Source organism: Methanobrevibacter millerae (genome assembly GCF_900103415.1).
GTDB lineage: Archaea > Methanobacteriota > Methanobacteria > Methanobacteriales > Methanobacteriaceae > Methanocatella > Methanocatella millerae.
Genome location: NZ_FMXB01000006.1, coordinates 18827 through 40983, shown reverse-complemented (window position 1 = coordinate 40983; position 22157 = coordinate 18827). Strand labels below are relative to the sequence as shown.

The 22157-nt window shown below is 38.2% G+C and carries 14 protein-coding genes; 5 read left to right on the top strand and 9 right to left on the bottom strand.

Features of this window, described 5'->3' with window-relative positions; all coding sequences use genetic code 11:
- The first annotated feature begins 40 nt into the window (after window positions 1–40).
- Complete coding sequence (locus F3G70_RS04620) at window positions 41–850, top strand: sulfite exporter TauE/SafE family protein (protein WP_149731532.1); 810 nt, start codon at window positions 41–43, stop codon at window positions 848–850.
- Here F3G70_RS04620 and F3G70_RS04615 read toward each other — a convergent pair.
- The 7 genes from F3G70_RS04615 to F3G70_RS04585 all read right to left on the bottom strand — a co-directional run bounded on the left by F3G70_RS04615 (window position 847) and on the right by F3G70_RS04585 (window position 5652).
- Entirely contained in the window at window positions 847–1695 is an 849-nt protein-coding gene (locus F3G70_RS04615; protein ID WP_223166008.1) for a hypothetical protein, read from the bottom strand. The two genes, F3G70_RS04620 and F3G70_RS04615, sit on opposite strands and share 4 nt — an antisense overlap.
- Window positions 1696–1698: 3 nt before the next feature.
- Window positions 1699–2022, bottom strand: a complete 324-nt coding sequence (locus tag F3G70_RS04610; RefSeq protein ID WP_149731531.1) for a YbjQ family protein — start codon at window positions 2020–2022, stop codon at window positions 1699–1701.
- Between the two features lie 13 nt (window positions 2023–2035).
- A complete protein-coding gene (locus tag F3G70_RS04605) occupies window positions 2036–2227 on the bottom strand; it encodes a DUF2116 family Zn-ribbon domain-containing protein (RefSeq protein WP_149731530.1) in 192 nt (63 codons plus the stop codon).
- A gap of 13 nt (window positions 2228–2240) precedes the next feature.
- Window positions 2241–3029 (bottom strand): TatD family hydrolase, encoded by a 789-nt coding sequence (locus tag F3G70_RS04600; protein ID WP_149731529.1) that lies wholly within the window; start codon window positions 3027–3029, stop codon window positions 2241–2243.
- 12 nt (window positions 3030–3041) lie between these two features.
- Complete coding sequence (gene pyrH, locus F3G70_RS04595) at window positions 3042–3719, bottom strand: UMP kinase (protein ID WP_149731528.1); 678 nt, start codon at window positions 3717–3719, stop codon at window positions 3042–3044.
- 88 nt (window positions 3720–3807) lie between these two features.
- Window positions 3808–4488, bottom strand: coding sequence for an MIP family channel protein (locus F3G70_RS04590; protein WP_149731527.1), 681 nt, complete (start codon window positions 4486–4488; stop codon window positions 3808–3810).
- 39 nt (window positions 4489–4527) lie between these two features.
- A complete protein-coding gene (locus F3G70_RS04585; protein ID WP_149731526.1) occupies window positions 4528–5652 on the bottom strand; it encodes an adhesin in 1125 nt (374 codons plus the stop codon).
- A 440-nt stretch (window positions 5653–6092) separates the two neighbouring features.
- Between F3G70_RS04585 and F3G70_RS04580 the strand changes: the two genes are divergently transcribed.
- Both F3G70_RS04580 and F3G70_RS04575 read left to right on the top strand, forming a co-directional pair.
- Entirely contained in the window at window positions 6093–17696 is an 11604-nt protein-coding gene (locus F3G70_RS04580; RefSeq protein ID WP_149731525.1) for a DUF11 domain-containing protein, read from the top strand.
- 268 nt (window positions 17697–17964) lie between these two features.
- Window positions 17965–18396 (top strand): hypothetical protein, encoded by a 432-nt coding sequence (locus tag F3G70_RS04575; protein WP_149731524.1) that lies wholly within the window; start codon window positions 17965–17967, stop codon window positions 18394–18396.
- 24 nt (window positions 18397–18420) lie between these two features.
- On the opposite strand, the gene F3G70_RS04570 is transcribed toward F3G70_RS04575, so the two are convergent.
- Both F3G70_RS04570 and F3G70_RS04565 read right to left on the bottom strand, forming a co-directional pair.
- The gene (locus F3G70_RS04570) at window positions 18421–19014 is read right to left on the bottom strand and encodes a ZPR1 zinc finger domain-containing protein (protein ID WP_149731637.1); all 594 of its coding nucleotides are present in this window, start codon (window positions 19012–19014) and stop codon (window positions 18421–18423) included.
- Window positions 19007–19951: a 3H domain-containing protein gene (locus F3G70_RS04565; RefSeq protein ID WP_149731523.1), complete on the bottom strand. Its 945-nt coding sequence runs from the start codon at window positions 19949–19951 to the stop codon at window positions 19007–19009. The genes F3G70_RS04570 and F3G70_RS04565 overlap by 8 nt, the downstream gene beginning before the upstream one ends.
- Window positions 19952–20150: 199 nt before the next feature.
- Here F3G70_RS04565 and F3G70_RS04560 point away from each other — a divergent pair, with 199 nt between their 5' ends.
- Together F3G70_RS04560 and F3G70_RS04555 are read left to right on the top strand one after the other, a co-directional pair.
- A complete protein-coding gene (locus F3G70_RS04560) occupies window positions 20151–21200 on the top strand; it encodes a DUF1611 domain-containing protein (protein ID WP_149731522.1) in 1050 nt (349 codons plus the stop codon).
- Between the two features lie 5 nt (window positions 21201–21205).
- The gene (locus F3G70_RS04555; RefSeq protein WP_149731521.1) at window positions 21206–21667 is read left to right on the top strand and encodes a cell division protein SepF; all 462 of its coding nucleotides are present in this window, start codon (window positions 21206–21208) and stop codon (window positions 21665–21667) included.
- Window positions 21668–22157: the final 490 nt, after the last annotated feature.

Below are 22157 nucleotides of genomic sequence, written 5' to 3'. Positions count from 1 at the left end.
AATTAATGACTTAAATATTTAGTGAAAAAAGGATTTTAAGATGTTTGCAATAGGATATTATATTGGCTTGATATTAATCGGAATCGTTGCAGGCTTTGCTTCAGGCCTTTTGGGTGTCGGCGGAGGATTCTTAATCGTTCCTTTCCAATACTTCCTTTTAAAGTATATTGGAGTTGAACCTGGCCTTGCAATGCTGATTTCATTTGGAACAAGCCTGGCTATTATCATCCCGACCGCTTCAAGCGGAGCGTATAAGCATTCCCAGAAGCTGGACAATATAATCGAACCAGGAATAAAATTGGGAATTTTCGGCATTATAGGAAGCTTCATTGGAGGATTTGTCGCCTCAGCTTTGCCTTCAAGAATTTTGGAAATAATCTTCGGATTATTATTGCTCTTTATTGCAATCAGAAACATTCTTTCAAGGGATACCAAAGAAAAGGAAGCCAAATTCGACTTTAATTTGATAACTATTGCTGTAACAGGTTTGTTTGTAGGATTCTCCTCGGGTTTATTGGGAATCGGCGGAGGAATATTCCTGATAGTTATATTGACTACGATATTGGGATTCTCAATGATTCGGGCTATAGGAACCTCTTCTGTGTTCATTTCCCTTACGGCTATTGGAGGAACAATATCATATATCATATCCGGATGGAGAGTCAATACATTCCCGTACTCTTTGGGTTATGTCAGTATTATTAATTTCCTTTTGATCGCATGTTTTTCAGTGCCGCTGGCGCAGGTCGGTGCTAAATATGCTCATAAACTGCCTGAAAAACGTTTAAAACAAGTGTTTGGTGTGGTTGTTTTGTATATTGCCCTTAAGATGCTTGGTGTTTTGCCTTAATCAATGTAAATTCCAATTCCCGTTGCTGAGACTTGGATATGGTCTCCGCCCATTCCTGTCAGGGCATAATTCATGGATAAATCCACAACTCCATTTCCACCGTTATCCTTAATCCTTTTAGCCAGTCTAATTAGACATTCATCCTTTCCCTGTTTTAAATTAACTAAGGTATTCTTTTCGTATAATTCAGGGTCTCTTACGAAGTTGCGGTCTTTTTCAATGAAGACGTCGCTGTTGAAAACACCTATGACTTCATGCTTCTGGCCACCCATGTCGCTGTTTGTTAAAAAGTAAAAATCCAATTCGTTTATTCTTTCATTGCTTTCTTTTTCATCAAAGTAGAGAGCAACATCCGTTTCCAATTCCTCATTTGAGCCTTCCCAGCTAACGACTTTCTGATTTTTAACTGCTCTTTTAATTTTTCCACCAATTTTTTTTAAGTGTTTATAGAAAAATGAAAGAGTTCCGCCAATAACTACTAAAAGGAGGTAATTGATGAGCGTTGGAAATGCCGCCTGCAAAATGACAACTATTGAACCTGCTGTAATTAAATTCCATCCTAAAGTCGGATTTTTCAAAATGAAGCTGTAATATGTCGTATCGATGAAAAGAATGAAAGCGCTTATGGCTCCTATGTTTTCGCCGATAGTTCTATTTGCTATTACTGTTTCCACATATCCTGCAGCCAACGGAGCGAATATCAGGCCTAAATTCCATCCGAAAATGGCTATGTTGAAATACAGGAAAATTGCATATACTATAAGCCCTGCTGCAGTGCCTATGGCAACGGCAAGGATGCCGTATAATATTTCTCTTTTATTAATTTCTTTATCTCTGATTTTCATTTTTTATTCATATTTGACGGCCGTTCCATAAGCGGTTACAAGGATAGTATTTCCCATGGTGCCGCCAAGGTTATCGTAGGAAATCCTAAGTCCGATTATTCCATTTGCGTCTAAACTTTCAGCTTTTTCAATCATGCTGTTCAGGCTTATGTCACGCGCCTTTTTAATTTCTATTTCATACTGTGAAGTTCTGCCTCCTACAACGTCACGGACACCTGAAAAGAGATCCTTGTAGATATTTGAGCCGATAAGTGATTCTCCGGTTACAAGGCCCTTATATTCTACTATTGTTTTATCTTGAAGAGTGTTAGCCGAAGTCAATATCATTTTTATCACAAGTCTATTTTACAAATGTCATAACTGCCCAGATTACTAAAAAGATTATTATGACAACATATAAAATGAGTCTGCTTCTTTTCTGTTGGTTTAATCTTGCATCCCATACTTTCTGACAATCCGGTGAGCATACAAGCTCATTTAAAGGTATGGGGGTTCCGCATATCGGACAATGTTTATGTGGGTCTACTGCCATATTTATCACCATTTCATTTTATTTTAAAGAAATCTTTGGTATTTGCAGTCACCTGCAGCGCAAGCTCTTCTGCGTCAATACCCATGCAAATTGCAATTGTATTTAATATATGAGGCAAATATTTAGGTTCATTTCTATTCTTTTTAGGTTTTTTATCAAAGTTTTTAGGTATCAGGAATGGAGCGTCGGTTTCTATCATAAGTTTTTCTGGAGGAATCACGCTGACAGCTTCCTGCAGGTCCCTTCCTCTTTTCATGTCGCAAATCCATCCGGTAACTCCGATATAACAGCCTAAATCAACATAATTTTGGGCTTCCTCTTTTGTCCCGGTAAAGCAGTGGACAACTGACCTGTGGGCAACGTCATATTTGCTTAATATTTTGTATAAATCTTCATGAGCTTCCCTTTCATGTAAAAAGAGGGGCATGTCAATCTTTTCTGCAAGTTCCACCTGTGCTTCAAACCATTTTCTCTGCATATCCTGCGGGGAAAAGTTTCTGTTGTAGTCAAGGCCGCATTCGCCGATAGCTACAACGCAGTCGTCCTTGGCTATTTTTTCAAGTTCGAAAATGGTATGTCCGTTGCAGGTTTTGGCATCATGGGGATGAACTCCTGAGGTTGAAAATAGCGTGTCAGGATACTTTGATGCGTATTCACGGGCCATGTGGCTTGAATGAACGTTCGTACCTGTAATGATGAATTTATTGACGCCTGCTTTCTTTGCCTCTTCGATTATTTCAACCCTGTCCTTTCTGAATGAGGAATGCATCAGATTCAAACCGATATCGATAAGATTATCCACCTAATCACCTTATTATTCATTGATAACTCTGGTTCCTATATCTTCGCCGTTAACGGCTTTTATAAGATTTTCAGGCTCAAAACCGTTTGCTATTACAGTTTCCAAATCTGATCTTTTAATCATTTGAACTGCAGTAGTATCGAAGAATTCATAGGTTCCCGCTTTCATGTCCTTGCCGTTTAAAAAGTCAAGAAGGTCGGTAGCGGTAATTTCTTTAACAAGCTCTGCATCATCGTATTTGTTAGGGTCTTTGGTATACATTCCGTCAACTGAAGTTAAATTAATGAGCTTGTCTGCATGAACGTATTCTGCCAGTATTGCAGATACTGCATCAGTACTGTGTGCAGGTTCTGTTCCACCCATAACGATTATTTTTCCACTTGATGAAAATTCCAAAGCTTCCTGGAAGTTGTGTGGAACTCTCTGGTAGGCTGCGTCTCCAAGTGCTGATAACATCAGTTTGGCGTTGATTCTTGTAACTTCAATTCCAATATCATCGCATTGAGCTTCGCCGGCTCCCAGGTCACGTACAACGCCAATATATTCTCTGGCTGGTTTTCCTCCGCCAACTACAACAAATATTTCATGTTCTTTGGTTAAATCCTTTAAAATTTTACTGTATTGTTTGAATCTTGTACTATCGTAGTCTTTCAATAGAATTGATCCGCCAATTGCAACAACAATTTTCATATATTCACCTTATATATTAAGTATCAATTCTATAATATTTAAATTTTAAAAAAAGTCGCTAAAAAAAGAAAAAGTTTTGAGGAAAATTTTATTCCTCATTGTATAATGTTTTGTGAGTTAAACCGGCAATGATTGCACCGACAACAGGGGCTACAATGAATACCCAAACCTGTTGGAGAGCAACTCCTCCCATGAATAATGCAGGAGCTAAACTACGTGCTGGGTTAACGGAGGTTCCGGTCAATGGGATTCCCATAATGTGCACGAATGCAAGGGTTAAACCGATAACGATTCCGGCTATTGCGCTGGTTTTTTCGCTTCTGGTAACTCCGAGAACCGTAAATACAAATACGAATGTTAAAATGATTTCGGTTATCAATGCGCCGTACAGGTTAATTCCAACGCTTGAAGCTGCGCCAAATCCGTTTTGACCCAATCCTGTTGCCATGTATCCTCCAAGGCTTGGTGCACTGTTAATCAATATTGCAAGAAGTGCAGTACCTATTATCGCTCCGATACATTGGAAAATAATGTACATAACCAGGTCTTTCAATTCCATTCTTCCGTCTATCCACATTCCGATTGATACTGCCGGATTGATGTGGCACCCTGAGATGTCTCCAATAACGTAAGCCATTGCGACAATGGACAAACCGAATGCCATCGCAATTCCCAAGTTACCGAGCGCAGCTCCGGCAATCGCCGCACTTCCACATCCGAATAATACTAGAACCATAGTTCCAATTAATTCACATATATATCTTTTCATAAATTCACCTTTTAGTATAATTTGTAAGTAATTGTATATTTACTTTCGCCTTATTCTTCTAAATACAACGCAGGCCAACATTATAACGACTATTGCTAAAACATATGGCAATGCGGTTAAAAGCACTGATTCGTTAACCTTGTCGAAGTGATATTCTCTTGCAAAATCCATATTTGATGTATCGTTGTGATTTTGCGTTATTTTGGCGAAATTGTATACTAAATCGTAATAGCCGATTTTGGCACCGTCGTATTCGATGTAATTCGGTGCCCTTCCGTTCTCATCCATAAATGATTTCACAATACCTCCCATCTTGAAGTAGTCGTAAACGGAATAGCTGTTTTTCGCAAATGTTGAGTATTCTTGCGGATCGGTCGGCTGGCCGTAATCCTTAGGGGCCTCGAGGCCATTGCCGTTCAGATAGGAGCTTGTCATGTACAGTATCTGTGGAGCCGTATATGAAGCGTATGTTCCGTTCATTGTTTTGTCATTGCTTTCGATTAATGAATGGCTTGCCTTGGCCATCTTTTCAGGATACATCTTATGAGTAATCACCAAATCGTTATTGTAGTAATCAGAATCGTTATTACCGACATTTTCAACTATTTTCTTTGCGATGTATTTATTCACATCCTCGTTATATTCTGTCAGGTAGCCCTTGGGTCCTGCTTGCGGGTACTCCTGCAGTGGCTGAATATAGACTATGCCTGCATCATTCAGGAATTTGCCTGGGGAATTTATTCCCGCAAATATTTTTGAGGAGTAGTTGTCGTCCCAGGCCCTTCTAATCGTATCGGCATTATTCAAATCGAAGTCTCCGGTGTTTACAAAGATTATCTGCCTGTCGGTATTGACGGCATACTTGGCGAGCAGGAGGAAGTTTCCTGGATCGGCCGCTGCAAGGACCACTTTTATATCTGCACTGCTTTCACCGGCCCTTGTCCCCTCTCCAGGACTTGGCGATTCGCTGTCAACAATCACCTTAATATCGCCGTTGCTCATCCCCTCTATGTAATTTTTAATGGAGTTCAACATGTCAACATCCTCTTTTTGACCTATAATGTTATCTGATGTTAAAAACACGGTCTTTGCTGCTGTTACCTCACTGACACAGGATAAAAGCAATAAAAATATCAGAGCGATTATTATTCCTTTATTTTTCATGAAATCTTTCCCCTCAATAATTACTTTCTAGTTATATTTTTACTCGCTTATTAAAGTTTTCATATAACTGAGTGAAATTCTAAAGGAGAAGTAATATTTCATGATAATGTAAAATTATAATCAGTTTAGAGCAAAACTATAAATATACCTTCGTTATTACAAGATTTTAGAGGATTTATAAGATTATCTTTTATTTTGGTACAATATTACGAGGTTTTGATAAAATTGTTGTCAAGAGGTAAAATTGTCCTAAATTGTTGAATTATGATCTTGTATTTATCCTAAACTATGAGGTGTAGGCCGGCTGCATAGACAGTCGGCTTTTAATTCATCGAATTTAGCATAAATTTTAAATTATGATGATTATTTTCAAGATTTAGGTTAAAATAAAAAGGTTAATTGCTTATTAATAGCTTTTTGTTAATTAATGGTGGTTATCAATGTCCTCGACAAGGAGACAAAAAATGTTTAAAAATAAGATAGCTATTAGAAAAAACTTTTTAGTTACCCTTTGCTTCATTCTATTGCTTCTATTTGCAGTGAATGCTGTTCCTGCAATGGAAATGGATGAAAGCAATGGAAATTGTGGCATCGACACAATTGACAACGGTAACTATGGCATTAATGCAATTGATGAAGATAAACTAGGAAATTCTCAACAACAAGACGTACTTTCGGCTGGAAATAGTAAAACGTTATCTGGAGGAACTTTTTCAGATATTCAATCATGTATCCTATATGAGTTGGAATCCGGAGACACGCTTTATCTCAACGGCGAGTTCACGACTGACCGTGCAGAAACTCAAATTTTAGTAAATAAAAAGATAACTTTCACTTCAACATCCAATGGAATACTTAATGGAAAGAATCTGTCAAGCATTTTCGTTGTTGAAGGAACCGGAGCTGGCTCAAGCTTTTCGAATCTGGTATTTAAGAACGGTAATGGACATTACGGTGGAGCGATTTACATTTATGGTGAAAACGTGACCATATCGAACTGTCTGTTTGAAGACAATTATGCCACGGCAGGTGGTGGTGCAATCTACACGGATTATTATTCGGATGATTTCCCGTCTCGCGGACGCAATCTTTTGATTGAAAATTGTAACTTTACGAGAAATCATGCAACAACCGCCGCTGGAGCCATCGGAGCTTACGGGTATAATAACCGGATAATTAATTGTATATTCGAATCGAATTGGGTTTACGACAAATCCGGTGGAAGTACATTTGGAGGTGCTATGCAGGTAGGAAAGAAAAATATTATTGCAGATTCCTTAATTAAGGACTGTAAATTCTTGAACAATAAGGCAATTTCAGCTACAGGCACACAACTGTCTCACGGTGGTGCAAGCTGTCTTAGGGATGGAGTTACTTATGACAACTGTCTGTTTGAAGGCAATTCAGCAGATTTCGGAGGAGCCTTGACTTCTCATTGTTCAGGTTCAATAAATAACTGTACATTCATCAGAAACACTGCAAATGACTACGGCGGTGCAATAACCAATATGGACGTAACTGCAATGCATTTAATGATTAATAACTGTAAGTTTGATTCAAATTCCGCTCCTTACGGCGGTGCAGTAAAACTGGAAGGTACCGAAATTTCAATTTATTATTCAAATTTCACCAACAATTACGCATCAATTGACGGCGGTGCAGCATTTGTTGAAGCAAATTTCCTGAATATTTACGGATCAGACTTCTCGAATAATCGTGCTGAACACAATGGTGGTGCAATCTATTCAAACGGAAGCTTTACAAGTGTCCTTAAATCAAAATTCATCTCAAACGTTGCTATTGCAAATCCAAAAGTCAATGATGACGGATTGGGAGGAGCTATTTATATCAACGGTTCCTGGGATACTGTGCAAGGCAACCTGTTCAAGTATAATGTAGCAAGAAACGGAAGTGCAGTTTACTACAGTAAAACGAGCACTTATCTGAATATCAAGAACAATACGATGGTTGAAAATCAGGCTTGGGTATATGCTCTGCCTGTTTATGCAAAAGACATTTATTATGGTGAAAGCGAAGAATTCGGTGCTGTAATCATTGGTGGAAACAATATAGGGGATTATGGAAATCTAATTGTTTCAAACGCAATCTATAATGCTGCTCCGAATACTAATATATTTGTAAATGACGAGGTTCCTCATTTGGGAGCAACGAATGACGGTAAAATCTATCAGGATTCTCGCGAATACAATATTGAAGTATTCCTGACGGTAGTTCATGAGGACGGTACCGTAGTTTATTCAGGATCCTTACGCTCAAGCTATTTGGGTGAAGTAAATGATGTATTAAACGATTTAAAACCTGGAAAATACATAGTAACCGCAAACCACTTTGAAGATACATATTACAAGGCAATCAGGAATCAGACGACTTTCACGGTATTGCCTAAAGTGGACTTGTCAATTACAAAAACAATCGACAAATCCAATGTCAATTACAACGATATGGTCGTTTGGACATTGAACGTTAAAAATAACGGGCCTAACGACGCAAGCGGCGTTAATGTTACGGATGTTTTGCCTGACGGGCTGGTCTTAAAGTATTCAACTCCATCTGTCGGAAGTTATTCCGGTGGGGTTTGGACTATCGGTGATTTGGCAAGTGGCGCATCAGCAAGCCTTCAGATTACGACTCAGGTAACGAAAACCGGTGAAATAACAAACACTGCAAACGTCGTTTCAACCGAAAAGGATACTGACATGACAAACAATCAGGATTCACACAAGATTACGGTTCCGAACGCTGCGGACCTGGCCATTTCAAAAAACGTTAACAATACCAATCCGGATTACGGATCTCAAGTCAAATGGACCTTGACAGTTACTAATAACGGTCCTGACGACGCATCAGGCGTTGTTGTAAGTGATGTCCTTCCTTCAGGATTGGTTGTTCAAAGTACCCCAGGCGATTATAGCAATGGCGAGTGGACTGTTGGAACTTTAGGCGTTGGCCAGTCAAAAACACTTGAAATCGTAACTTTGGTTAATACTGTCGGCACTGTTGTAAATACTGCCAGCGTTAAAGGTAACGAGCATGATTATAATATGGCAAATAACAATGCGTCAAAAAGCATTTCTGGTGAAAATTCAGTTGATCTGACAATATCTAAAACGGTTAATAACGCCAATCCTGATTATGATGATACTATAACCTGGACGTTAACTGTCAGGAACAACGGTCCTAGCGACGCTACCGGCGTTAATGTTAACGATGCATTGCCTGACGGCTTAGCTTATCAGTCTTGCACTCCATCTGTCGGCAGTTACGCCAATGGGGTTTGGACTGTTGGTGGATTGGCTTCCGGTCAAACGGCAACGTTAAATATTGTTACAAAAGTCAGTAAAACCGGTACCATTAAAAATGCCGCTGTCGTTTCAGGAAATGAACCGGATATTGATGAAAGCAATAACCGTGCTGACGCTACAATCAATGTGAGAAATGCAGCCGATTTGGAAATCTCCAAAAGCGTAAACAATACGAATCCTAATTATGGTGAGAACATTAAATGGGTATTGGCGGTTAGAAATAACGGGCCGGATGCTGCAACCGGAGTTGTAGTAAATGATGTCATTCCTTCCGGCTTGATAGTAAAAAGCACTACTGGAGATTACAGCAATGGAAAATGGACAATCGGAAGTTTAGGCGTTGACCAATCAGTCAGTCTGGAAATAATTACCTTGGTTAATACTGTCGGCACTGTTGTAAACACTGCTAATGTTCATGGCAATGAACATGATTATAATATGGCAAACAACAACGCTTCAAAAGGCGTTTCATGTGAAAAATCCGTTGATCTCGTCGTATCCAAGACAGTAAATAATGCAAATCCTGATTACGGAGATTCCGTTACCTGGACATTAACTGTCAGGAACAACGGCCCTAGCGATGCTACCGGCGTTAATGTCAATGACGTTCTGCCTTCAGGTCTGATTTACAAGTCTTCCACTCCATCTATCGGCAGTTACGCCAATGGAATTTGGAATATTGGAGGTTTGGCCAGTGGACAAACGGTAACTTTAAATGTCGTTACGAAAGTCGATAAAACCGGCACTATCAGGAATGTCGCTGTCGTTTCAGCAGTTGAACATGATATTGATGAAAGCAATAACCGGGACGAAGCAGCAATAAATGTTCGTGATGCGGCTGATTTGGAAGTAACTAAGGACGTTAACAATGCCAATCCTAATCTTGGAGATGAAATAAAATGGACTGTAACCGTTAAAAATAACGGTCCGGACATGGCAAATGACATTGTTTTAACTGACATTTTGCCTGAAGGCCTGGTTTTAAAATCAACAACCGGAAACTATATGAACGGTAAATGGACTATCGCATCATTAACCGTAGGTGAATCAAGAATCTTTGAAATCACTACGTTGGTTAATAAGACAGGTTCCATTACCAATAAGGCTTCCGCATATGGTAGGGAACACGATCCTAATCCAGAAAATAATGATGCATCCAAGACCATTAATGTGGCTAAAGCCAGTGACCTATCCATAATTAAAACAGCCAATAATACTGCTCCTAATTATGGAACTATTGTAAAATGGACAATAACGGTTAAAAATAATGGTCCTAATGATGCCAGCGGCGTTAACGTTAATGACATTCTGCCTGATGGTTTAGTTTACCAGTCCTATTCAGCTTCCGTTGGCACTTATTCCAATGGAGTGTGGGCTATCGGTTACTTAACCAATGGAGACTCAGTAACTTTAAATATCATTTCAAAAGTTGCTAAAACAGGCACAATCAAAAATACTGCAAGCGTTAAAGGTGATGAATATGATATTGATGAAAGCAATAACATGGATGATGCTTCAATCACTGTTGCTGATGCAGCTGATTTGGAAATCTCCAAAAGCGTAAATAACACTAATCCTAATTATGGGGATTATATCAGGTGGATATTGACGGTTAAAAATAACGGGCCGGATGCTGCAACCGGAGTTGTGGTAAATGATGTCATTCCTTCCGGCTTGATAGTAAAAAGCACAACTGGTGATTACAGTAACGGTATGTGGACAATAGGAACTTTAAATGCTGGCCAGTCAGTTAATTTGGAAATCGTTACATTGGTTAATACGACTGATGATGTAATTAACACTGCTGGTGTCAAGGGTAATGAATATGATTACAATATGGCAAATAATAATGTATCAAAAGCCATTAATATTGAAAATGCTGTGGATTTAGCTATTTCAAAGGTCGTTAACGTATCTGCTCCTAATTATGGTGATTCTGTAGTCTGGACATTAACTGTTGTTAATAAGGGTCCAGACGCTGCAACTGGCGTTAATGTCAGTGATGTTTTGCCTGAAGGCTTGATTTATCAGTTCTCAACTCCATCCGTTGGCAGTTATGCTAACGGGGTTTGGACTATCAGTAATTTGGCAAGCGGTCAGACAGCAACCTTGAATATCATTTCAAAAGTTGCCAAAACAGGCACTATCAAAAATGTTGCAAGCGTAAGCTCAAACGAATACGACATCGACAAATCAAATAACAGGGACGATGCTTCAATCACCGTTCCGAATGCGGCCGATTTGGAAGTAATCAAGGACGTTAACAATACAGCTCCTAATTACGGAGATGTCGTAACTTGGACCGTAACGGTTAAGAATAATGGTCCTGACGCTGCAAACGGTATTGTTTTATATGACGTATTGCCTGCCGGTTTGGTTTTAAAATCAACAACCGGAAATTATGTGGACGGTAGTTGGGTAATCGCATCATTAATTGTCGGCGAATCAAGAAGCTTTGAAATCACAACATTAGTTAATAAGACCGGAACTATAACAAATCAGATTTCAGCACACGGACGAGAATACGATCCTAGTCCGGCAAATAACAACGCTTCTAAAGTTATTGATGTAGCAAAAGCAGCCGATTTATCAATTAACAAGGCAGTTAACGAGTCTGCTCCTAATTATGGGGATGTGATAATGTGGACATTAACTGTTGTTAATAAGGGTCCTGACGCTGCAACCGGCGTTAATGTCAATGATGTTTTGCCTGAAGACTTGATTTACCAGTCATACACATCATCCGTTGGCAGTTATGCTAATGGTATCTGGAATATCCGTGATTTGGCAAGCGGCCAGAGAGCAACATTAAATATCATTTCTAAAGTTGCCAAAACTGGCACTATCGAAAATGTTGCTTCTGTTTCCGGCAATGAATATGACATTGATGAATCAAACAATAGGGATGATGAATCAGTTAATGTTGCAAAAGCTACAGACCTGTCAGTTTCAAAGGATGTAGACAATACCGCTCCAAATTATGGAGATGTGGTGAGATGGACGATAACAGTTAAGAATAACGGTCCTGACGCTGCAACCGGCGTTAATGTCAGCGATATTTTGCCTGAAGGATTAGTTTATCAGTCATCCGTTCCGTCTGTAGGAAGCTATTCCAACGGAGTTTGGAATGTCGGCAATTTAGATAGTGGAAAATCCGCCAGATTAATTATTGTTTCAAAAGTAAATAAAACCGGCAGCTTTAAAAATGTTGCAAGTGTGTTTGGTAATGAATACGATGTTGATAAGTCAAATAATGTGGATGACGCCACTATCAATGCCGCAAAGGCAAGTGACTTATCCATAACTAAAACGGTTAACGATACCACTCCTCATTTCGCCAATCTGATTTCATGGACATTAACGATTGTTAATAATGGTCCTGATGCTGCAACTGGCGTTAATGTCAGTGATGTTTTGCCACAAGGCTTAATTTATCGCTCATCCAGTGCTTCTATTGGCAGTTATGCTAATGGTCTCTGGAATATCGGTGATTTGGCAAGCGGCGAAACAGCAACATTAAATATCGTTACAAAAGTCAATAAAACCGGCAATATTAAAAATATCGCCGGCGTTAAGGGAAATGAAGTGGATATCGATGAATCAAACAATAGGGACGATGCTTCAATCACCGTTCCGAATGCGGCTGATCTGGAAGTAACTAAGGACGTTAACAAGACTAATCCTAATTTCGGTGATGTCATTAAATGGACAGTAACGGTTAAGAATAACGGTCCGGACATGGCAAATGACATTGTTTTAAATGATTTATTGCCTGCCGGCTTGGTTTTAAAATCAACAAATGGAAACTATATGAACGGCAAATGGACTATCTCATCATTAACTTCAGGTGAATCAAGAAGCTTTGAAATCACCACATTGGTTAATAAGACAGGTTCAATTACCAATTCCGTTTCAGTCTACGGACGTGAATACGACCATAATCCTTCAAACAACAACGCTTCCAAAACGGTTAATGTAGCAAAAGCAGCCGATTTGTCAATTAACAAGGACGTTAACAATACTGCTCCTAATTATCTTGACGAAATCTGGTGGACATTAACTGTTGTTAATAACGGTCCTGATACCGCAACGGAAGTTACTGTAAGTGACGTATTGCCTTCCGGTTTGGTTATTAAATCAGTTTCAGGTGATTATTCAAACGGCAAATGGTACATTGGCAGTTTAGCAAGCGGCAAATCCGCAACCTTAAAAATAATTACTTTGGTGAATAAAACTGGTTCATTAATTAACACAGCTAATGTTACTGGAAATGAATTCGATCGTGATTTAAGCAACAATAACGCTTCTAAAGCCATTAATGTTCCTGATACGGTTGATTTATCAGTCATTAAGCTTGTCAACAATACTGCTCCAAATTACATGGATCTAATTAAGTGGACATTAATTGTCAGCAATAACGGTCCGGATAAGGCAAATAATGTTGTTTTAAGCGATGTATTGCCTTCAGGTTTGATTGTCAAGTCAGTCTCTGGCGATTATGCCGATGGCAAATTTGTTATCAAATCATTGAATGCAGGCGAATCCAAGTCATTTGAAATCATTACTTCAGTTAATAAAACCGGTTCATTAATTAACGTAGCTAATGTAACAAGTGATGAAGTGGATTGCGATTTAAGCAACAATAATGCTTCTAAAGCCATTGATGTTCCAAAGGCAGCTGATTTATCAATTGATAAGGCAGTTAACGTAACGGCAACTAATTACGGCGATTATGTGCTCTGGACATTAACTCTTGTTAATAATGGTCCTGACGCTGCAACCGGCGTTAATGTCAGTGATGTGTTGCCAAAAGGCCTTATTTATATATCTTCCAATGCTTCTGTTGGCAGTTACGCTGATGGGGTCTGGAATATCGGCACTTTAGCAAGCGTTCACACAGAAACTCTGACTATTATTTCCAAAGTAAATAAAACAGGCACTATAAGGAATGTTGCAGTCGTTAACGCAAACGAATTCGACATTAATGAGATAAACAATGTGGATGACGCTTCAATTACCGTTCCAAAGGCAGCTGATCTGGAAGTGACTAAGACGGTTAACAATACCAGTCCTAATTATGGTGAAATCGTAAAATGGACTGTAACTGTTATTAATAATGGTCCGGACGTTGCAAACGGCATTGTATTAAATGAGATGTTGCCTGCAGGTCTGGTTTTAAAATCAACAACCGGAAATTATATTGACGGCAGCTGGATAATCTCATCATTGATTGTAGGTGAATCAAGAACATTTGAAATCACTACATTAGTCAATAAGACAGGTTCAATTGCCAATAAGGTATCAACTATGGCAAGGGAATTTGATCCGGACTATGCAAACAACAATGCATCTGAAACTATTAATGTTCCTGATGCGGCTGATTTGTCAATTAATAAGGCCGTTAACAATAATGTTCCTAATTATTTAGATTGTGTGGAGTGGACATTAACTGTTGTTAATAACGGTCCGGATATGGCTAATGACGTTAATGTAAGTGATGCATTGCCTGAATCATTGGTTTATGTGTCCCATAATGCGTCTGTTGGTAGTTATTCAAACGGCATTTGGTCTGTTGGCGGTCTGGCAAGCGGTAAATCTGAAACATTAAAGATAATTACTTTAGTTAATAAGACTGGTTTATTAATTAATGCAGCTAACGTTACTGCTAATGAATTCGATTATGATTTAGCTAACAATAACGCTTCTGAAGCCATTAATGTTCCAAAATCAGCTGATTTATCAGTTATTAAGAGTGTTAACAATACTAACCCTAATTACTTAGAATTTGTTGAGTGGACTTTAACCGTTTGGAATAACGGTCCTGACATGGCTAATGACGTTAATGTGAGTGATGTATTGCCTGAATCATTGGTTTATGTATCTCATAATGCGTCTGTCGGCAGTTATTCTGATGGTGTCTGGAGCATTGGCAGTTTGGCTAGTGGTAAATCAGTAACTTTAAGAATCATTACTTTAGTTAATGCTACAGGTTCATTAACTAATATGGCTAATGTTACAGCTAAAGAATATGATTATGACTCAAGCAACAATAATGCATCCGAAGACATTAATGTTCCAAATGCTGCTGATTTATCTGTAATTAAGGCCGTTAACGTGACGGCTCCTAATTTCGGCGACGTCATCAAATGGACATTAATTGTTGCGAACATTGGTCCTGACATTGCTCATAATATTACTTTAAGTGATGTATTGCCTTCAGGTCTGGTTATCAAATCTGTTACAGGCAATTATTCCGACGGTAAATGGGTTATCGGTTCCCTGGATGCAGGCGAGTTAAAATCATTCGAAATCATTACTTTGGTGAACACAACCGGCTCATTAATTAACGTGGCTAACGTCACTGGTGATGAATTTGATTATGATCCGACTAACAATAATGCGTCCAAGACAATTGACGTGCCAAAAGCGGCCGATTTATCAGTTATCAAGGCAGTTAACAATATCTCTCCTAATTACTTGGATGAAATAGAGTGGACATTAACTGTTATGAATAACGGTCCGGATAATGCAACTGACGTTAATGTGAGTGATATCCTGCCGGATGCACTGGCTTACATATCCCATAACGCATCTCTTGGCAGTTATTCAGATGGAATTTGGTCTATTTGCACTTTAGCCAGCGGCGAATCAGCCAGTTTAAGAATAATAACAAAAGTAATTGAAACAGGCCTAATCAACAACGTGGCTAACGTAAGCGGAAATGAGTATGACATCAACAAAACAAACAATGTCGTCAATCAAAGCGTTGATGTTGCTCTGGCATGTGATTTGGAGATAATCAAGGTTGTAAACAACTCCAATCCTCATTATCACGACTCCGTATTGTGGACATTAATCGTTAACAATCATGGTCCTGATGCTGCCCATAATGTGGTCGTTAATGACTTATTGCCTGAAGGCCTGATAATTGAGAGTGAAGATGGAAATTACAGTAATGGAAACTGGGTTATTGGAACCTTGAATCCTTATTCATCAAAGCTGCTGGAAATTATAACTTATATTAATGCAACCGGTGTATTAATTAACGATGCTAATGTTTCAGGCGATGAATACGATTACAACAAGTCCAATAACAACGCTTCCGAATCCGTTGATGTTCCTGCATCTGCAGATTTGGAAATCATAAAACTCGTAAACGATTCAAATCCTAAATACGGTGAAATTATCACTTGGATTTTGGTTGTTAAAAACAAAGGCCCTGATGAGGCTACGGATGTCAACGTAAGCGAAGTGTTAGGCGAAGAATTCGAGTTAATCAGTTCAACTGCAACTAAAGGACATTACATTAACGGAACATGGGTTATCGGTAATCTGGATAATGGTGAAGAAGTTACATTGGAAATTGTTACTAAAATCATTAAAACGGGCAATTTCACGAATGTAGCGATCGTTACTGGAAATCAGCACGATTACAATAAATCCAACAATGACGCCAATAAGTCAATTATCGTTGATCCTGCAGTTGATTTGGAAATTAACAAGAAGGTAAATGCTACAGCACCGAATTACAATGATTTAGTCAAATGGACGGTAACAATCAGGAACAATGGTCCAGACAAGGCAAACGGAATAGAAATAACTGATGTCATTCCAAATAACCTTAAATTAATAAGTTATGATGCTAGCAAAGGTTATTATGAGGATGGAATATGGAAATTCTGCTGTCTTGAAGCCAATGAGGTAGCCACTTTGGAAATTGTTACGAGAGTAGTGGGCATCGGCAAAATTGAAAACGTCGCAAGTGCAAATGCAACAGAATATGATTACAATCCGGATAATAATCATGACAATGCTATAATAAACGTTGCAAAAGCATGCGATTTGGAAATAATCAAATCAGTTAACGATACGGACATTAATTACCACGATCTTGTGGAATGGGCATTAATCGTTAAAAACAACGGTCCAAGTGACGCAACAGGTGTCGTTGTTAATGATTTGTTGCCTGAAGGACTGACATATGTCTCATCCAAAGGCGATGGAAGCTATTCTGCTGGAGGATTGTGGAATGTTGGAAGTCTTGCTTCTGGTCAAAGCAAGGAGTTAAAAATCATATCCCGTGCAGATAAAACCGGTGAATTCAATAATGTTGCAGTCGTTAAGGGAGACCAGTACGATTACAAGCCTTCAAACAATAAGGCTGAAAAATCAGTTAACGTAGCTCCTGCAAGCGATTTATCCATTATAAAGACTTCCCCAAAGACAAACTATAATGTCGGTGATTTGATTACATTTTCAATTGTGGTCATAAATAACGGTCCGGACACTGCCAGAAACATCCTTGTAAGTGAAATCATGGACGATTCCCTCGATTTCGAATCTTATTCACTTACTGCAGGAGAATATGATGTTGAAAACAACATATGGCATATTGATTACCTGAAAAACGGTGAAAAGGCAATTCTCAATATCACCGCACGTGCCGCAAAAGAAGGTTCAATTGCCAACAGGGTTTCAGTAACTTCAGACACTTTCGATTATGACTCAGGAAACAATTTCGCAGAAGTCATTTTAAATGTTACTGATAGTGTTGTCAATCCATCTGTTCCGGATGAAAGCAGTACTGAGCCGTCAGATACCAAATCCGATGCTTGCGTGAAAGTGGAAATGAAAAAGACAGGAATTCCATTAGGATTGCTGATTGTCATTTCATTGATTTCCATTGCATTTTCAAATTTAAATATTTTAAAGAAAAGGTAGTTTAAAGTAGCTTTTAAGCTACTCTTTCTTATTTTTTTCAAACGATTTTTTCAAATTTTTAAAGTATCAAAATTATTGATTTTATGATTGATTATTCATGTACTTGTCTTTGTAACTATATGAATTTTTATTCGCAAATGTAAAATAATGCATAGTTTTAAATACAACTTCAATCAAATATAATAATTGATATTGGTGTAATGAGAAGTTTTTTGTAAACTCGTTAATTTTTGCACAATATGTTTTTTAAAAAATGAAGTGATTTATTATGTCAGAAGAAGAAATTATAGAACAAACCGAAGAATACACTGATGAAGAAGAAGAAAAATTACCTTTCGCTAAAGCTGAAGTTGTCCGTTTAATGAAGGAAAACCTCGACGACGACAAAATGATCAGGGAAAGGGTAAAGGTTGAAATGAACAAGTTCTTAGGTGAAGTATTGAAAAACGTATGTAAGCAGTTAAACGAATATCCTTACACTACAATCGAATACGAAATGCTTAAGGAATCAACTTACCCATACACAAACATCGAAAGAATTAACCAGGAAAAAGAAAGAATTCTTTTGCATTTGGAAGCTATCAAAGCTGACTGTAACGCTTTAGCTATGGATGTACAAAAAACATTAAAATTAAAAGACGTCATGGAAGAAGACACATTTGCTGACTTCTCAGCCGATGACGAAGAGGAAGAAGAATAAATTTCTTCCATTTACTTATTTTTTTTAGGATCTGTCCTCTATATGGGAAAATCCGGTTTTCAAATCTTTCAGTTCCTCTGAGGGAATTTCAGATATTATTACATCATCACTTACGATATTGCTCTGGCCGAAAGGATCATCAATTATTAATGTGGCCGTTCCGTTGCCCTTAATTAACTCCTGAATTTCAGCTAATGTGGCTTTGGCGTTCTTTTGTGATTGCGCATCTTCAAACATTTTCAGAGCAGTTTTTACGGCACCTTCAAATCTGGTTAGAATCCCCTCGACGTTGGTTACGTAGCCTTCTGACTTTGGGCCAGGTTCGACTTTAACTCCGATTTCGGGAATGCTAACCGTAGCGGACTGTGAACGCACTACTCTTGTGGACAATGTATCCTTACAGATTTCCAGTGTGTATCTGGCCGGATCGTTTTGTTCAAGTGAAATGATGTCGCTGTGCTTAAAGCCGCAGTTTTCACACAGGATTGTGGTTTCCAAAACATTACCGAAGTGTGGAATTTCAATTTCCTTCATTATTGATTTTGCAATGCCTTCAATGCCGCATGCGGGGCATTTGATAATGCTTTCATTAATATTGGTGGTTTCCTCTTCACTCATTGTAAACAAATCCTTTCTCTTTTAACTCTTTTTCAATCTTTTCAATGGTTTCGCTGTTTGCAGCGCATATTAACAGTTCCCTGTATTTTGAGAGGCTGTAAAGATTATTCAAATCCTCTTTCACGCTTTCATTTTTCTCGATGTTTTCAATAAACCTGTTGGCGGAATCTGAATCGGAAACGTTAACGTCCCTGATGAGAGGATCCTTGAATCCCTTCAGACTGTACGTAATCCTTTCAATCTTTCCGTTGTTGTCGTTTATGATTATGTCAACGACATCCTTCAGTTCCTCAACGCTGTTGGTTAATTTAATGGTTGTGCATGACTTGTTGATAATCGTCAGTATCTGTTCAAGGCTCTTTTCAATGGTTTCGGTTTTGATTATTGCAACGTTGTTCTTTTCAGCCTGATGCAAAAGGTGATTGTGGATTATCCTGTTTTCGGTAAAGAAATCAAGCTGTTTTCCGCCTCTGTGAATTTGTATAGCTCTTTTTACGAAGCGTTCCTTGTGTGATTCCTCGTCTGAGCTTAGAACAAAGAAGTATATTTCGGCAAAATCCTTGAACTGTTCAACGTCTATCAGTCCGGGAACCAGATGAACTCCTTCGATGATTATGTCGTCAAAATCAGTAATGGCCCTTTGAATTATCTTTTCAAGACCTGGGATCACATAGGAGGCGTGCTCGTCAAATCCTGCTGAAACCAGTTCCTCATAGCTTGAGTAATTGGCCTTGTTTCTCAGGTTTTTGTAGGCATCATAAGATGAACTGTGCAATGCCGGCGCATATTCTTTTCCAATTATGCCCCGCACTACCGCTCTAATGAAGTCACTTTCTATTAAATGCTTTATATTCAATTGTTTAGCTAGTTCAGATGCAATCGTTGATTTTCCAATGCCTGATGCACTTCCAATTAATATAACATAAGGTTTTCTCATCTTTGACACTCCACATCCTCTTTTTTAATAATTTTTGTATTACTTATTAAAAAGATTTTTCTATTTAAAACATATATTTTAATATTAGAAAATATAATAATTATAATTAGTATATAATTTTTTTTGAAAAATTTTTTTTCAAGATTATTTTATGATTATAAATGTGAGTTATAAATTATAAGTTATAGGAGAGATAGTTTTGTATTCAGTAAATTCAGTTAAGGAAATTCAGGATTTAAATCCCTTCATAGTTGTCGGTTGTGGAGGCGGAGGAGAGAAATTCTCCAATCTTGAAGGAGTTGAAGCAGTTGGATTCATTGACGATGACGAAAGAAAGCAGGGAAAACAGTTTTGCGGACATATAATTTCCGATAGTCTGGATAAGTGTTTGGCACAGACTTCTGCAAAGTCCCTGGTGATAATGCTGCCTATCGGTGCTGAGGGAACAGCTTTGAAATATGCTGTTCAGGCCATTGATTCCGGTTTGAATGTCGTTACATCATTCCGCTCCCTGTCTGTTACAGATAACCCTTCTTTGATAAAATTTGCTGAAAACAAGAATGTCGTTATTAAAGAAATCAGTCCAAGACTTGATGTCGTCGAGAAATTTGCAGGCATAGCTCCTGAAAAGTCCTGTGAAATTTTACCTAAGATTTCCTACACTCCAAGGGCTCCTGTTATTTTCGTTGGAGGAACTTCCCAGGAATGCGGTAAAAGAACGACCACCAAGAAATTGGGCATTGCTGCAATGGAACGTGGATTAACTCCTGCAATCATCTCCACTGATGAAATGGGTCTTGAAGAGCCTACTGACTTTAATTTCAGGGCAGGAAGTTTATCTGCAATGGATGTCCCTGCAGCTATCCTGGCAGCCATCAAATATGTTGAAGAGGAAAAAAGCCCGGATATTATCTTTATTGAAGGTCAATCCAGTTTAACCGAGAAAGGAAACCCTCATCCAAGAGGCCTGTCCGCAGCCATTCTAATCGGTGCTGCTCCTGATGCGGTTATTGTTGGACACAGACCAAATCATCCATACAGGGAACCTAGAGGAATAGATGAAGAAATCAAAGCTATTGAATCTCTTGAACCGACCAAAGTCGTTGGTTTATCAATCAATTTAAGAAATGCTGAATTGGATGTTGACGTTGATTACTTCGAATCCCAATTTGATTTGCCTGTTGAAGATGTTTACACTAATGGAGCTTCAAAATTATTAGACGCAATTTTAGATTATTTAGAGGAGTAATTACAATGACTTTTATGGATACGGTTAAAAAAAGTTTGGGATTTGAAATAGACGAACAAGCATCCAGACAACAACCTAGAAGTACTGCTCAAAGGCCTCGTTCTCCTAAAACTGTTAGTCCTAGACAAAATCCTAGTTATGGCGCTAAACCTCGTCCTAGACCGGATTTTGATGATATTGAAACAATTATTCCGGAAACCCCTTTCTATGAAATTGTTTTAATCAGGCCAAAAACTATTGATGACGTTAATTATGTTGTTGATCAGGTAATTGAAGAGAGAAATCCCGTTATTTTGGATTTGTCTTTTCTTGAAAGTGAAAGTCCGGCCAATTTCAAGCTGGCTGGTGAAAAGATTAAACAGATGAGAGCACGTTACGGCGCTCAGGCATTATTGCTTTCACGTACGAGCGAGAAAAACTTAATTATCATTGCTCCTAAGAAAGTAAAGTTAATTAAGAAAGGTTAAACTGTCTTTGGATAATGCATTCGCATTATTCATTATCTAATTTTTTACTAATTTTTAGGCACACCTAAAAAAAATAGAAACATTTATATACTAGTTCAAACTACATTATAACTAGCGATGTAAAGTTTAGGACAACCTAAAAAATCACATTGCTTCAAACATTATTAGTCGAAAATAATACAATCTCCAAAATTAAATTTGTTTGAATTAGTTTTCTCACAATTTTCTAATTCAAAACATCGGAAAATTTTTCTGCCAAAATTTTTCCAAACCACAAGGTGTTTACGTGCGAATAAACACCTTACATCTCTCTTTTTTTAAAAATAATAAAGTTTATATATGATTCTATTCATATTATTTCATAGAGTTTAAGGATTCCCTCTTTTGGAGGAATTAAATTCTATTAAGGGTAATATTTTTCCAATGTCTAATTGTTCCAATGTGCCTTGGCATGTTGTAGATGTTGGATTGACTATTTGTGAATCTTTTG